This window comes from Herminiimonas sp. CN (assembly GCF_000622895.1).
In the GTDB taxonomy this organism is placed as follows: Bacteria; Pseudomonadota; Gammaproteobacteria; order Burkholderiales; family Burkholderiaceae_D; genus AVCC01.
On the sequence record NZ_AVCC01000005.1, the window covers coordinates 51,046 to 66,004 of the forward strand.

Annotated in this window: 14 protein-coding genes; 10 read left to right on the top strand and 4 right to left on the bottom strand. The window is 61.6% G+C overall.

Features of this window, described 5'->3' with window-relative positions; genetic code table 11:
- Positions 1-111: 111 nt before the first annotated feature.
- Positions 112-1,107: an NAD(P)/FAD-dependent oxidoreductase gene (locus HMCN_RS0102475; protein WP_035625494.1), complete on the bottom strand. Its 996-nt coding sequence runs from the start codon at positions 1,105-1,107 to the stop codon at positions 112-114.
- A gap of 126 nt (positions 1,108-1,233) precedes the next feature.
- The gene (locus HMCN_RS0102480; protein WP_025915887.1) at positions 1,234-1,680 is read right to left on the bottom strand and encodes a CBS domain-containing protein; all 447 of its coding nucleotides are present in this window, start codon (positions 1,678-1,680) and stop codon (positions 1,234-1,236) included.
- A 176-nt stretch (positions 1,681-1,856) separates the two neighbouring features.
- On the opposite strand from HMCN_RS0102480, the gene HMCN_RS0102485 reads away from it, so the two are divergent.
- The 6 genes from HMCN_RS0102485 (at position 1,857) to HMCN_RS0102510 (ending at position 7,229) form a co-directional block, all read left to right on the top strand.
- The gene (locus HMCN_RS0102485; RefSeq protein WP_025915888.1) at positions 1,857-3,179 is read left to right on the top strand and encodes an O-acetylhomoserine aminocarboxypropyltransferase; all 1,323 of its coding nucleotides are present in this window, start codon (positions 1,857-1,859) and stop codon (positions 3,177-3,179) included.
- 1 nt (position 3,180) lies between these two features.
- Entirely contained in the window at positions 3,181-4,005 is an 825-nt protein-coding gene (locus HMCN_RS0102490; protein WP_025915889.1) for an alpha/beta fold hydrolase, read from the top strand.
- Positions 4,002-5,162, top strand: a complete 1,161-nt coding sequence (bioF, locus tag HMCN_RS0102495; RefSeq protein WP_025915890.1) for an 8-amino-7-oxononanoate synthase — start codon at positions 4,002-4,004, stop codon at positions 5,160-5,162. Before HMCN_RS0102490 ends, bioF begins: the two co-directional genes overlap by 4 nt.
- The gene (locus HMCN_RS0102500) at positions 5,159-5,887 is read left to right on the top strand and encodes an alpha/beta fold hydrolase (protein WP_025915891.1); all 729 of its coding nucleotides are present in this window, start codon (positions 5,159-5,161) and stop codon (positions 5,885-5,887) included. Before bioF ends, HMCN_RS0102500 begins: the two co-directional genes overlap by 4 nt.
- Complete coding sequence (bioC, locus tag HMCN_RS0102505) at positions 5,880-6,665, top strand: malonyl-ACP O-methyltransferase BioC (protein ID WP_035625456.1); 786 nt, start codon at positions 5,880-5,882, stop codon at positions 6,663-6,665. Before HMCN_RS0102500 ends, bioC begins: the two co-directional genes overlap by 8 nt.
- 120 nt (positions 6,666-6,785) lie before the next feature.
- Positions 6,786-7,229 carry a thioesterase family protein gene (locus HMCN_RS0102510; protein WP_025915893.1) on the top strand — a complete coding sequence of 148 codons (444 nt, stop codon included), beginning with the start codon at positions 6,786-6,788 and terminating at the stop codon, positions 7,227-7,229.
- A gap of 207 nt (positions 7,230-7,436) precedes the next feature.
- Here HMCN_RS0102510 and rpoD read toward each other — a convergent pair whose 3' ends face one another.
- On the bottom strand, positions 7,437-10,130 hold the full coding sequence (gene rpoD / locus HMCN_RS0102515) for an RNA polymerase sigma factor RpoD (RefSeq protein ID WP_025915894.1): 2,694 nt from the start codon (positions 10,128-10,130) through the stop codon (positions 7,437-7,439).
- A 520-nt stretch (positions 10,131-10,650) separates the two neighbouring features.
- A complete protein-coding gene (locus HMCN_RS0102520) occupies positions 10,651-11,919 on the bottom strand; it encodes a YihY family inner membrane protein (protein ID WP_025915895.1) in 1,269 nt (422 codons plus the stop codon).
- Between the two features lie 112 nt (positions 11,920-12,031).
- Between HMCN_RS0102520 and wrbA the strand changes: the two genes are divergently transcribed.
- From wrbA to HMCN_RS0102540, 4 genes are read left to right on the top strand one after another with little or no spacing between them, the layout of a single operon-like run.
- Positions 12,032-12,643, top strand: coding sequence for an NAD(P)H:quinone oxidoreductase (gene wrbA / locus HMCN_RS0102525; RefSeq protein WP_025915896.1), 612 nt, complete (start codon positions 12,032-12,034; stop codon positions 12,641-12,643).
- The gene (locus HMCN_RS0102530; protein ID WP_025915897.1) at positions 12,640-13,032 is read left to right on the top strand and encodes a DUF2069 domain-containing protein; all 393 of its coding nucleotides are present in this window, start codon (positions 12,640-12,642) and stop codon (positions 13,030-13,032) included. Before wrbA ends, HMCN_RS0102530 begins: the two co-directional genes overlap by 4 nt.
- Positions 13,029-14,435, top strand: a complete 1,407-nt coding sequence (locus HMCN_RS0102535) for an FAD-binding oxidoreductase (RefSeq protein WP_025915898.1) — start codon at positions 13,029-13,031, stop codon at positions 14,433-14,435. The genes HMCN_RS0102530 and HMCN_RS0102535 overlap by 4 nt, the downstream gene beginning before the upstream one ends.
- A gap of 10 nt (positions 14,436-14,445) precedes the next feature.
- Complete coding sequence (locus HMCN_RS0102540; protein WP_025915899.1) at positions 14,446-14,877, top strand: hypothetical protein; 432 nt, start codon at positions 14,446-14,448, stop codon at positions 14,875-14,877.
- The last annotated feature ends 82 nt before the right edge of the window (positions 14,878-14,959 follow it).

The following is a 14,959-nucleotide window of genomic DNA, read 5'->3' on the forward strand; positions in this document are numbered from 1 at the left end:
TAATGCCAGAAGAACAATCCTACATTAAATAGCAAAACATCATCGAAATGGTGCTTTGGATCTTGCCGTCAAATGGAATCTGCACGCTATTGGAGCTTAATCGACACTCCATCAAGAACCTACAGCAGCAGCCAGCGCCAAGCCGCTCAAATAGGCGTTCTCAATCCGGCCGCAGCCTTCCAGACCAGCGGCGAACCAGTCGCCGCAGGTACCGATGCGCAATCTTGGACGCCACAGGCAATTCTCTGCCAATGGCGCCTGCGCCTGGGCATAGCGCCAGCGATGCGCGCTGACATGCACCGGCTGCACCTGTGAACCAGTGGCTTCGTGAAAAGCCTTCAGCAACTTCTCTTGGACGCGTTCCTCGTCGTCTTCCAGATGCCTGACGCTCCAGTCGTTTGATGCATGCGCCACCCAGCGCTCGCCCGCACGATGTTCCGGCTTGGCGTTATCGCGCATGATCCAGCCCAGGCGCGAACCACTCACCCAAGCGCCGTCGTAACCGAGCGCCAATGGCAGCGGAAAGCTCAGCATCAGCGCCCAGCAAGGGGACAGTTTTGCCTTTGCCACCTGTTTCGCCAACGCCGGCGCCGCAGCCAGCAGCGGCAGCGCCTGCTCGGCCGGAACCGCCAGCAACACCGCATCGAATGGACCGGCGCTGGCATCGATTGCCACATTGGGCGAACCGACCGACAACAACCATTGCTTGCCGAACGGCTCGATGCGTCGCACCACCTGTTCGCAACGCACATCCAGTCCCTGCGCCAGATGCGTGCACAGGGCGCCCATGCCAGGGATCGCGATAAAGCGTTTTGGAGAACGTGGGGCCGGCTTGTGCGCGCCCTGTTCCAGCCGCACCAGATTCGGACTCCAGTCGATGATCAAGCCTGCCTTCTTCCAGGCGGCAAGCCGCTTGCGAAAAACGTCCGAACTGGCGGTCAGGTATTGCGCGCCATGATCGAAGCCGCCGAACTCGGTCTGACGCGTACTCATGCGGCCGCTGACATCGGCGCTTTTTTCATACACGGTCACGCTATGTCCCTGAACTTGTAGCTGGCGTGCGCAGGTCAAACCGGAGATTCCGGCACCGATGACGGCAATATGCATGATCGATCCTTTGGTTGGTGAGATTTCGGACATTAAAACGCACAACAAAAAAAAGCCGCCTGCGGTGCTGTCACCGTGGGCGGCTCTTGCATCAAGCCGATAACGGCAAGACAGCAATCAATCTATTTATTCTTCCGCCGCCCCCGGCCAATCGCGGATGTAGGCCTTGAGCAACTTGTTCTCGAAACTTTGCGCCTCGAGCACGGATTTAGCCACGTCATAAAAAGAAATCACTCCCAACAAAGTTTTGGCATCCAGCACCGGCAGGTAGCGGGTGTGTTTTTCCAGCATCACGCGACGCACCTCATTAATGTCGGTATCCGGCGTGACTGTCAGCGGATGGTCATCCATGTGCTTGCGCACGCTGCAGCTGCCCACGCTGCCGTTGTTCTCATGTACCGCTTTCAGCGCTTCGCGAAAAGTCAGCATGCCGACCAGATCACCGTACTCCATCACGACCAGCGATCCTATGTCCTTTTCCGCCATGGTGTGAACCGCGTCGACCATTGCAGTGTCCGGCGTGACCGTATAAAGGATATTGCCTTTGACCGTTAGGATTTCGGAGACTTTCATGGTTGCTCTGTGTCTGATTGTTAATCTTGCTTCGACTGTAGCGCAAGCACAGTGAAAAATCCAGCCCGCGAATCAATCCAAATGGTTTTTACGATCGCTGCGCATCGCAGTCGCCGCAAGGCTTGGTGCTAAACTGCCAGCCGCGACAACCGACAATAATGGAGATTTGAACCAGCATGAGCGGCCCACATTACCTCAAATTCGATACCCTGTCGCTGCACGCCGGTGCAGCACCCGATGCGGCCACCGGCGCGCGGGCGACGCCGATCCATTTCACTTCATCCTTCGTATTCAAGGATTCGGATCACGCCGCTTCGCTGTTCAATATGGAGCGTTCCGGCCACGTCTATTCGCGCATTTCGAATCCGACCAACGCGGTGCTGGAAGAGCGCATCGCGGCACTCGAAGGCGGCGTGGCCGGGATTGCTGTGGCCAGCGGCCAGGCCGCGCTGCATCTGGGGCTGGTCACGATTGCCGGCGCCGGATCGCATATCGTCGCCTCGCGTGCGCTGTACGGCGGCTCGCAGAATCTGCTGGCTTACACATTGAAGCGCTTCGGCATCGAGACCACCTTCGTCGATCCGCGCGACCTTGATGCGTGGCGCGCCGCGATCCGCCCGAATACCAAGGTGCTGTTTGCCGAAACCCTGGGCAATCCGGGGCTGGAAGTGCTGAACATTCCCCACGTCGCGCAGATCGCGCATGAACATTACCTGCCGCTGCTGGTCGACTCGACTTTCACCACGCCGTATCTGCTGCGCCCGTTCGAGCATGGCGCCGACCTGCTGTTCCATTCGGCCACCAAGTTCCTGTGCGGCCACGGCACCGCGATCGGCGGCTTGCTGGTCGATGGCGGCACCTTCGATTGGCAGCAGGCGCATGACAAGGCCGGCAATTTCGGCGAGCTGTGCGAACCGTACGACGGCTTCCATGGCATGGTGTTTACGGAAGAATCGACGGTCGCGCCGTTCGCGCTGCGCGCGCGGCGCGAAGGCTTGCGCGACTTCGGCGCGGTGATGAGCCCGCACAATGCGTTCGCGGTGCTGCAAGGAATCGAAACCCTGGGCCTGCGCATGGACCGGCATGTCGCCAACACCCGCAAGGTGGTCGAATTCCTGCTCGCGCATCCGGCGGTGGAAGCGGTGTCCTATCCGGAACTGGAATCGCACCCCGATTATGCGCTGGCCAAGACCCTGCTGCCGAAAGGCTGCGGTGCGGTATTCACCTTCAACATCAAGGGCGACCGCGCGGCCGGCCAGCGCTTTGTCGAGTCGCTCAACATCTTCTCGCATCTGGCCAATGTCGGCGACGCCAAATCGCTGGTGATCCATCCGGCCTCGACCACCCATTTCCGCGTCCCGGCCGATCAGCTCGCGGCGTCCGGCATCACCGAAGGCACGATACGGCTGTCGATCGGACTGGAAGACGCGGACGACCTGATCGACGATCTAGCGCGCAGTCTGAAGATGTCGCAGCCAAATCCCAAGAAAGGCGATTGACATGCTGATTCATATCCAAGGCTTCGATGCCTATGCGTATACCGGCGGCAAGCCGTTCAACCCTCTGCTGCCAACGGTCGTCTTCATCCACGGCGCACAGAACGACCATTCGATCTGGATCCTGCAGACCCGCTACTTTGCGCACCACGGCTTCAACGTGCTGGCAGTCGACCTGCCCGGCCACGGCCGCAGCAAGGGTGCGGCGCTGGTCAGCGTCGAATCGATCGCCGGCTGGGTACTGGCCTTGCTGGATGCGGTCGGCGTCGACAAAGCGATGCTGGTCGGCCACAGCATGGGCTCGCTGATCGCGCTGGAAGCCGCGTACCAGGCACCGGCTCGGGTCAGCACACTGGCACTGATCGGCACCGCTTACCCGATGAAAGTATCCGACAGCCTGCTCGATGCGGCCAAAAACGCGGAACAGAGCGCGATCGACATGGTCAACATCTGGTCGCACACCTCGGTCGCGCAAAAGCCGTCCAGTCCTGCCCCCGGTTTCTATGTGATGGGCGGGAACCAGCGGCTGATGCAGCGCATTTCCAAAATCAACCCGGAGCATGTATTCTTCACCGATTTTTCGGCCTGCAATACGTATGCGAATGGCGATATCGCCGCGCAATCGGTGCGCTGCCCGACCCTGTTCCTGCTGGCCCGGCGCGACATCATGACGCCGGTGAAGGCCAGCGCCGGTCTGATCAAGGCCATCGCGCACGGCAAGGTGGTGCAACTCGACCACTGCGGCCATAACCTGATGGCGGAACAGCCGGACGCGGTGCTCGACGCCTTGTATTTATTTGCCAAAGCATTTGCCGGGAGCGCCGCATGATCTGGGATGAACTCGATAGCGAACTGGCCGGCCTCGCCGCACAGGGCCTGCAACGGCGCCGCCGCGTGCTGGACACGCCCTGCGGCGTCGAGGTCGAAGTCGATGGCTGCGCACTGCTATCGTTTTGCAGCAATGACTATCTCGGCCTGGCCGCAGAACCCGGCCTGATCGAAGCCGCACGCGAAGCCGCGATGCTGTGGGGCGTCGGCTCCGGCGCTTCGCACCTGGTCAGCGGCCATCTGGAGCCGCATGAAACACTGGAGCAACATCTGGCCGCCTTCGTCGGCAGCGCCCGCGCGCTGTATTTCAGCACCGGCTACATGGCCAACCTGGGCGTAGTGCCGGCGCTGGTCGGGCGCGGTGATGCGGTGTTCGCCGACCGCCTGAACCACGCGTCGCTGATCGACGCCGCCCAGCTGTCGCGCGCCGGACACCATCGCTATCCGCACAACGATCTGGCTGCGCTGGAGCGCCTGCTGAGCGCCAGCACAGCCAAACGCAAGCTGATCCTGACCGATGCGGTATTCAGCATGGATGGCGACCTGGCACCATTGCCGCAGCTGCTGGCGCTGGCCGAGCGCTTCGACGCCTGGCTGGTGATCGACGACGCGCACGGCTTCGGCGTACTCGGACCGCAGGGGCGCGGCACGCCGGCGCATCTCGGCATCGAACTCGCCTCACACCCGCGCCTGCTGTACATCGGCACGCTGGGCAAGGCGGCCGGCGTTTCCGGCGCATTCGTGGCCGGCACGGCCAATGTGATCGAATGGCTGATGCAACGCGCCCGCACCTATATTTTCACCACCGCAGCCAGCCCGATCGTGGCTGCCACGCTGATCAAGAGCATAAAGCTGATCGAACAAGGCGACGCGCTGCGTAGCCATCTGCAGTTGCTGATCGAACGCCTGCGCAACGGCCTGCAAGACACGCGCTGGCAGCTGCTGGCGTCGCCGACTGCAATCCAGCCGATCATCATCGGCGACAACGATGCCGCACTGCACGCTGCCGCGGCACTGGCCGAGCAAGGGATCTGGGTCCCGGCGATCCGCCCGCCCACCGTGCCCAAGGGCACGGCGCGGCTGCGCATCACGCTGTCGGCCGCGCACAGCGTGGCGCAGGTGGACCGGCTGCTGGCCGCATTGAAGCAGCTGCAATGAATGAACTGGTTTTATGGCACGGCTGGGGCATGCATCCGGCGGCGTGGGACGGCCTGGCCGCGCACCTGAAAATTCAGGCCCGGGCACCGGCGCTGCCCGGTTACGCCGGCAGCGCAGCGCCTTCCCTGTACACGATGGACGCGCTGACCGATGCGCTGCTGGCCGATGTTTCTACGCCGATCACGCTGTGCGGCTGGTCGCTCGGCGCACTGCTGGCGCTGCACGCCGCGCAGCGCCAGCCGGACAGAATCGCGCGCCTGATCCTGATCGGCGCCACACCCAGCTTCGTGCAGCGCCCAAACTGGCCGCACGGCATGACGCCGGCAGCGCTGGCGGAATTTACCGATGCGCTTGAAGCCGATCCGAAAACCGCACTGAAGCGCTTCATTGCGTTGTTCAACCAGAACGACGTCAACGGCCGCAGCATCGGCCGCGAATTGACGCGCGCCTTGGCCACAGCCGATCTACCGCCGGCCGCGGTACTCGCAGCCGGCCTGGCGCTGCTGCGCTACACCGATTTGCGTGCAAACGTGCCACATATTGCCCAGCCGACGCTGCTGCTGCACGGCGCGCACGATCCGCTGATGCCGCTGGCGGCTGCCGAGTGGCTGGCGGCCGCGCTGCCGCAGGCGCGCCTCGAAGTCTTGCCAGACGCAGCGCACGCGCCTTTCCTGTCGGACCCGGCACGCTGCGCCGCACTGATAGCGGATTTCATCAATGCCTGACATCGACAAGAGCAAGGTCAGTGCCGCTTTCGACCGCGCCGCCGGCGCCTACGACGCGATGGCGCAATTTCAGCACCAGGTCTGCGAGCGGCTGGCTGCAACCCTGCCTGATATGGAAAACGATCGGAAACCGGCGCGCATCCTCGACGGCGGCTGCGGCACCGGTTACGGTGCCAGCCTGCTGCGCCGGCACTGGCCCGAGGCGCTGGTGGTCGGCTGCGATCTGGCGCCGGAAATGGCGCGCAAGACGCTGGCGCGCGGCATCGCCAGCGTCTGCGGCGATCTGGAGCGCCTGCCGTTCGCCGGCGCCAGCTTCGATCTGGCCTGGTCCAGCCTGGCGCTGCAATGGTGCCAGCCGGCGCTGGCCTACGCCGAACTGCAACGGGTGCTCACGCCCGGCGGGCTGCTGCTGTTTTCCACGCTGGGGCCGGGCACGCTGCACGAACTGGAAAGCGCCTTCGCCGGCATCGACACGCACCGCCGCGTGCTGCCGTTCGCCGCCGCAAGCGAAGTCGAGGCGGCACTGGCCGCCGCCGGTTTCGAACAAATTCAAATCGGCAGCGAAAACTGGGTCACGCGTCACCGCGACTTCAAGGCCCTACTAGCCAGCATCCGCGGCATCGGCGCCAACCAGATCGGCGGCAACCGCCGTCGCGGCATGATGGGCAAAACCGCATGGCAAGCCGCGCAAGCACGCTATGAAGCGCTGCGCGATGACGACGGCCTGCTGCCGGCGACGTATGAAGTGGTGTTTGGTTGTGCAGCCAGACAAAACTGATTATCGACCGATCAATTGACGAAATAACACCTGGACCAGTAGACCCGAGGTCCCGAGCGATGCAGCGGGTACAATTCCCGATCCGTCTCATGACGCACTTCCGCTTGAAAGATACCTACGATGGCTCGCCTGAAACTTGCATTCCCCGAAGACCAATACTGCTATTCGACCCTGCTCACAGTCCGGACTACCGATATTAATTACGCCAACCACCTGGGCAATGACTCGATGATTTCGATGATTTCGGAGGCGCGAGCGCGCTTCCTCTTTGAGTTTGGCGTTGAAGATATCCAAAGCGATGGCACCGGCATCATTGTCACCGACCTTGCCACCGCCTATAAAGCGGAAGCGCACGCACGCGACCAGCTGCTGTTTGAGGTCGGCGTGATGGATTTCAACAAATATGGCGGCGACATCATCTTTCGCATCACCCGCCCGCATGACAATGCGCTGGTGGCCATGGCCAAATACGGCTTCGTCTTCTTCGACTACAAAAACGCGCAGGTAATACCGATGCCAGACACATTTCACCGCAGGTTTGCGAAGGTCAACTGGCTCGATTGAGGCGCAGTTCCTGCAAGGCCAGCCGCCTGCGGCAGGCGCACTGCGCTTAGGCGCCCAGATGCGGCTTGCGCACCGGGCCGCGCTCAATCACGATTATGATGGTGGTGTGGGGTATCTGTAAAAATACCGTATTTACCGCATGATTTCATTGCCGAGTTGAAAGTACAAACACCGGTATATTTTCAATATCGGCAATCCCCTGCTGCTTTAATTAGCCCCCATGAAGGACTTGAGCTTGTCCGAGCGCGATGGTTGGCGCAGTTTGTTCATCGCCTTGGCTTCGATCTGGCGGATGCGTTCGCGGGTTACGTCGAACTGCTTGCCGACTTCTTCCAGCGTGTGATCGGACGACATTTCGAGGCCGTAGCGCATGCGCAGCACCTTGGCCTCGCGCGGGGTCAGCGAGTCCAGCACGTCCTTGACCACGTTGCGCATCGATGAATAGAGCGCGGCATCGACCGGCGCTACGGTGTGGCTATCCTCGATGAAGTCGCCGAGTTGCGAATCGCTGTCGTCGCCCATCGGGGTTTCCATGGAAACCGGTTCCCTGGCGATTTTCATGATTTCGCGGATTTTCACTTCCGGCATGTCCATCTTTTCCGCCAGCAGCGCCGCGTCCGGTTCGGCGCCGGTGGCCTGCAGCACCTGGCGCGCGATCCGGTTCATCTTGTTGATGGTTTCGATCATGTGCACCGGCACCCGGATGGTGCGCGCCTGGTCGGCGATCGAGCGGGTGATGGCCTGGCGGATCCACCAGGTGGCATAGGTCGAGAACTTGTAGCCGCGGCGGTATTCGAACTTGTCGACCGCTTTCAGCAGGCCGATATTGCCTTCCTGGATCAGATCGAGGAATTGCAGGCCGCGATTCACGTATTTCTTGGCAATCGAGATCACCAGCCGCAGGTTGGCTTCGGTCATTTCGCGCTTGGCCCTGCGGGTGCGCATTTCACCGGCCGACATCTGCTTGTTAATGCTACGCAAGTCCGGCAGCGGCAACGCGACCCGCGTTTGCAGGGCGATCAGCTTGTTTTGCAATTCCCTGACTGCCGGCGCCTGCCGCCCCAGCGCCAGGCTATACGGGTATGCACAGTCGACTTCGCGGTCGACCCAGCCCAGATCGGTTTCGTTGCCGGGGAATACCTTGATGAAGTGGGTGCGTGGCATGCCGCACTTGCTGACCACGATTTCCAGCAGTTGTTTTTCAATGTGGCGTACCTGCTCGACTTGCCCGCGCAGCGTATCGCACAGTTTTTCGACCACTTTGGCGGTGAAGCGGATGCCCAGCAACTGGTACGAGATCACGGCCTGCGCCTGGTTGTAGGCGTCGGATTTATACGCGCCGTTATCGTTGGCGGCGCGCATGATGTCGAACTGGGCCGCGATGATCGCGAATTTGGCCAGCGCGGTTTTTTTCAGCTGGACGATCTGCTCGCTGCTAAAGCCTGCTGCGCCGCCGATGCCGCCGCTGCTGGATTCCTCCTCATCAACTTCGTCGTCGGCCTCATCCTCATCGTCTTCGTCCTCGTCTTCGTCCGCGCCGGCCGCAACCGGATGGTCGTTGGATGTCTCGGGGTCGACCAGGCCATCGACGATGTCGTCGATTTTGATGTCATCGCTGGCAATTTTTTCCGCGGCGGCAAGAATTTCGGCAATCGTGATCGGACAGGCTGAAATGGCCTGGATCATGTCTTTCAGGCCGTCTTCGATGCGCTTGGCGATTTCAATTTCGCCGGCGCGGGTGAGCAGTTCGCGCGCGCCCATTTCGCGCATGTACATGCGCACCGGATCGGTGGTGCGGCCGAAATCCGAATCGACTGTCAGCAATGCCACCTCGGCGCCGGCTTCGGCCTCGTCATCGCTGGCGACGGTGGCTACATTGTCGGTCAGCAACAGCGATTCGGCATCCGGCGCCTGCTCGTAGACCGCGATCCCCATGTCGTTGAAGGTGCTGATGATGGCTTCGATGGCTTCCGGATTGAAAATATTTTCCGGCAAATGATCGTTGATTTCGGCATTAGTCAGGAAGCCGCGCTCCTTGCCGAACTTGATCAGCGCCAGCAGCTTGATGCGGCGCTGCGCCAAATCCTCGGCGGTCGCCGCGGCATCGGCCGGGCAGGCATCCTTGAGCAAGGCCTTTTCTTTCGCGCTGCTGCTTCTCGCCTTGGCGGCCGATTTCAGCTCGGAGCGCTCGACTGCGTTCAGCGCGGCAATTTCTTCATTCTCGGGCTGGTATTCCTTCGGCTTGCGTCCGCGTTTTCCCGGCACCTTGACCGATGGCAGGAAATACCCGGAAGTATCGATCGCCGCCAGCGCGGCAGCATCGGTGGTTTGCCTGACGAGCTGGCTTGCCACCGGCGTTGGGCTGGCCGGCGGCTGGGCGCTCATTTCCGATGGCACGATAACGGTTTTGGCCCGGGCTTTCTTGACGACGGCCGCTGCCTCGGCAGGCGTTGGCGCGGATTCGGGAACCGGTTGCAGCTCTGCGCCCGGCACGATCATGGTTTTTGCCCTGACCTTCTTGACGATGACCGGGACTTTGCTGATCGCTGGCATGACTGGCAATTCGAAGGCAGGTTCGGATTCGGATGCGGTTTCCAGCGCAATTTCTGGCGCTGCAGCGGCCTCTGCGACCGGCGCTGGCGCGCTTGCAATATCGGCAACCGCAGCGACTTGCGCCGCTTCGCCCCCCCCGGACGCAGCAGGAATTTCAGGTACCTCAGGGGCAGCAGCCGGCTCCGCTTTCAGCGCCAGCCTGGAGCGCCTGGTGACGACCACGACCTTATTGGGCAGCTCCGCATTTTCCAGCACATGGGTCAGCGTTGTTTTTGGCAGCGTCAATGGCGTTGCCACCCGCCTCTCGGTTTTAGTAATGAGCGTCAGTGTTTTGGAAGTATTTTTCATTGCTTAAAAAGCAAGTCTGAACTGACTTGCTTACTTTCATGTACGAGGTAAATGTCCGCCGATCCACTCAAGGGGAAACGGAGGAGCGGGTTATGCGATGCTGTGCCAAGGCTGGCGCAAGCGATCAGGCGCTTGCCGCCGAAGACGCGCCGTCAACCGGTATTCATTGGGTGGGTGAAGATTGACTGCCACTTGTGCCTGCTGGATATGCTGATATCCGGTTCGAATCATAAAATGCCAAATTCCCGGGATATTTCTGGAATTAAAAAAGCCCGCCGGTGAAAGCGAGCTGCAAAATCATTGCCAGAAAGGGGAATAACGAAAGGTCGGCATTATACGACAATCACTCCCGGATTTTCAGACTTGCCTCCGGCATGCCAACCAGCAGCACCGCCCTCAAGCCGCACTCCCCTCCCCAGACCGATTCGGAAGATCGCCAACAAAATAGGGGTATATATAAAAACATCGGCTTTCATGCATATATTCATTGCAACATGAAAAAATACAGCAATAAGTATATTTAGGATTCAGATTTCGAAAAATGCTCTGCCAAGGTCTCGCCCAAGCCTTGCTCGACCGCCGTCTCGACCTGCCGCGCCAGCGCCGCGTCGCCGGCCGGGTCGAATACGAACATCCGGTATACATCGGCCAGCGCCAGTTGTTGCGGATTGGCGACCAGCACCCAGTTATCGAAGCCTTCCGCACTGCGCCGGCCCCAGCGCGCACCTTTGGCCTGGTCCGGCTTGACGCGTCCGACCCAGTTGGCGTCGTGCATGGCTTGCAGCAGGCGCTCGATCTCCTCGAACCCCAGCCGCGTCTGGCGCCGGATGGTCAGGGTATCGACCACCGCGGTGCCGCCGGAAACCCGCGCCCGGTACAGCACTTCGATGACGGCCATCGCATCGACAAAAGCGCTGCCGGGCGCGGCGACATGCCACCAGCGCTCATATTTCACGATCGGCAGCGATGCGGCCAGCACCGCGCCGGACAGGGTGATGAGCCAGCACAGATAAATCCACAGCAAGAAAATCGGTATCGCCGCCACCGCCCCGTACACCAGCGTGTAGGTCGGCGACTGGCTGACGAAGCCGGCAAACAGGCGCTTGACGATCTCGAACGCAATCGCCGCGACCAGGCCGCCCCAGGCGGCGTCGCGCCAGTCGACCGGCCGGTTCGGCACCATCACGTACAGCAGGGTGAACGCGCCGGTGGTAAACAGGATCGACACCAGCGTATAAAACACCGCGCCGATGAAAGGCACGCTGGCCACCACACCGCTGGTGGCAGTAAACAAGTACGAGGTCAGCGTCATCGACACGCCGATCAGCAGCGGGCCCAGCGTCACCACCGCCCAGTACACGGTCACCCGCTGGGCGAACGGGCGCTGGGTCCTGACGCGCCAGATGTCGTTCAGGGTGCGGTCAACCGTCATCATCATCAGCACTGCAGTCACGATCAGCAGCACCGCGCCGGCCGCCGACAGGCTCTTGGCCTTGGTCGCGAACTGGGTCAGATAGCCGAGTATGGTGTTCGATATCGAGGACGGAATCAGGCTGCCGGCCAGATAGGATTCGAGCGCGGCGCGGAAGGTATTGAACAGCGGGAAAGTGGTAAAGATCGCCAGTGCAATCGTCAGGATCGGCACCAGCGCCAGCACGGTAGTGTAGGTCAGGCTGCCGGCCACCTGCGACAGCCGTTCTTCATGCAGGCGGTTGCGGGCGAAGCGGAACAGGTTGCGCAAGTCGGACCAGGACATGCCGCGCAGGATCGATAGGTTTTTCAGGGGCATCAGGAGCAATGAAGTAAGTGGTTGCCGGCAGCCGCGGCCAAACGGCTGCAGCCCGGCTGCAACCGGCCCTGCCAACTGCCGACGATGAATAAAGCACCCTATAATATCAAGCATGCATCCATCCAACATCACCCTGCTCGTTTTGTACTACTCGCGCCACGGCGCCACCCGCACATTGGCAGAATGCATCGCCCAGGGCATTGAAAGCGTGCCCGGCTGCGATGCCCGACTGCGCACGGTGCCGGCGGTTTCGACCGTAACCGAAGCCATCGAATCCGATATTCCCGCCACCGGCGCACCGTATGTCGAACTGGCCGATCTGGAAGATTGCGCCGGTCTGGCGCTGGGTTCGCCGACCCGTTTCGGCAACATGGCGGCGGCGATGAAGTATTTCTGGGACGGCACTGCAACCCAATGGCTGTCCGGCACCTTGTGCGGCAAGCCGGCCTGCGTCTTCACCTCGACCGGCAGCCTGCATGGCGGCCAGGAATCGACCTTGCTGTCGATGATGCTGCCGCTGCTGCACCACGGCATGCTGATCCAGGGCTTGCCCTACACCCGGCCGGAATTGATGACTACCGCCAGCGGCGGCAGCCCCTACGGCGCCACCCACTGGTCCGGCATCGACGGCAGCAAGGCGCTGTCCGACGACTCGCGCCAGCTCGCCGTCGCCCTCGGGCAACGGCTCGCCACTACCGCCGCCAAACTGCAAGGACGCCAATGAACGATACCCTCCACAACAATTACCACCGCGGCGCCAGTCTCAGCCTGATCGCCCTGATTGCCCTGTGCGTGGCCTGGGAACTGGTGCTGGCGCCGCTGCGCCCGGGCGGCTCATGGATGGTGCTCAAGGTGGTGCCGCTGCTGCTGCCATTGCGCGGCGTCTTAAAGCGCGACAATTACACGCTGCAATGGTCGTCGATGCTGATCCTGCTGTATTTGATGGAAGGCCTGGTGCGCGCCACCAGCGATCATGGCCTGTCGGTCGCGCTGGGCTGGGTCGAAGTGGCGCTGACCGTGATGTATTTCTTTTGCACGATTCTGTACCTGCGCCCGCTCAAGCAGGCCGCCAAAAAACTGGCACGCGAAACCATCGATAAGGCGTCAAGATGAACGACTTTCTCACCCTGTGCCGCGCCGCGCTCGGCGCCAATTATGTGCTGACCGGAGCGGCCGATACCGCTGCGTACTTGACTGACTGGCGCGGCCGCTTTACCGGCCGCGCGCTGGCCGTGGTGAAACCCGGCTCGACGGCCGAAGTCGCCGCCGTGGTCAAACTGTGCAATCAGTTCAAGGTGCCGCTGGTGCCGCAGGGCGGCAATACCGGGCTGGTGCTGGGCAGCGTGCCGGACGACAGCGGTGCCGCCATCGTGCTGTCGCTGACGCGCCTGAACCGGATTCGCGCAATCGATACGCAGAACAACACCATCACGGTCGAAGCCGGCTGCATCCTGGAAAACCTGCAGCAAGCGGCAAGTAGCGCAGAACGCCTGTTCCCGCTCTCGCTGGCGTCGGAAGGCAGCTGCACCGTCGGCGGCAATCTTTCCAGCAATGCGGGCGGCACCGCCGTGCTGCGCTACGGCAATACGCGCGAACTCTGCCTCGGCCTCGAAGTCGTGACCGCCCAGGGCGAAGTCTGGGATGGCCTGCGCGGGCTGCGCAAGGACAATACCGGCTACGACCTGCGCGACCTGTTCATCGGCGCCGAAGGCACGCTCGGCATCATCACCGCCGCCGTGATGAAGCTGTTCCCGCAGCCAAAGGCGCAAATCACCGCGCTGGCTGCGCTGGCCACGCCGGCCGACGCGCTGCAGCTGCTGACGCTGGCGCAAGCGCACTGCGGCGCGGCGCTGACCGGTTTCGAGCTGATGTCGGATTTCTGCCTGCAGCTGGTGACCAAGCATTTTCCGCAGATGCGCCTGCCGTTCGCGGAAAATCACCCGCAGTACGTGCTGCTGGAATTATCCGACAGCGAATCGGAACAGCATGCGAACGACATGCTGGAAAGCCTGATCGGCGCGGCGCTGGAACAGGAAGTGATTACGGACGCCATCGTCGCGGCCTCGATCGCCCAATCCCAGGCGCTGTGGAACCTGCGCGAACACATCTCGCTGGCGCAGGCAGCCGAAGGCAAGAACATCAAGCACGACATCTCGGTGCCGATCTCGCGCATCGCCGACTTCATCCAAACCACCGATGCGCTGCTGCAGCAGGCAGCGCCCGGCTGCCGGATGGTCACTTTCGGCCACCTCGGCGACGGCAACCTGCACTACAACGTCTCGCCGCCGCAAGGCATGAACGACCAAGCCTTCATCGCCCGGCAAGACGCGATCAACCTGGTGGTGCACGACAGCGTGCACGGCTACGGCGGCTCGATTTCCGCCGAGCATGGTCTGGGCGCACTGAAACGCGATGAAATCCGGCGCTACAAATCGGCAGTGGAAATGCAGATGATGCGAACGCTAAAACAGGCGTTCGACCCTTTGAACCTGATGAATCCCGGCAAAGTCCTGTAACGGAAAACCCATGTCAAAATTGCTCGTACTGACGTTGCTGTGCGCGGTATCGCTACCGGCATCCGCCATTTACAAGTGCACATCCGGAACGCAGATCACTTACAGCGACACCGCGTGCATCAACGGCAGCGGCAGCACCCTCCAGACCGGCGACACGCTTTCCGCGGAAACGGCCCAGGACGCGCGCCAGCGCCTGACGGCAGACAAGGCCGAGCTCAATCGATTGCGCAACGGGCGCAAAAAAGAAGAGGCCAGCGAGGAACGCGCTCATGAAAAATACGCCCGCACCGCCACCGCCAAGCGCAAGCGCTGCGTCGCGCTGGAACAACGCCAGCGCTGGGCCAGGGAAGATGCCGCAACCGCGGGCAAGAAAGCCATGGCGAAGGCCCACAGCAAAGCGCAGCGTGCGGCGGAAAAGTACGCGCTCGAGTGCGGAAAATAAACCGCATTCCGCGCGACATTATGAAAAAACAGGGAGTATGACTAAAAACATAGCATATTCCGCATACAAAAAAAGCGGCACT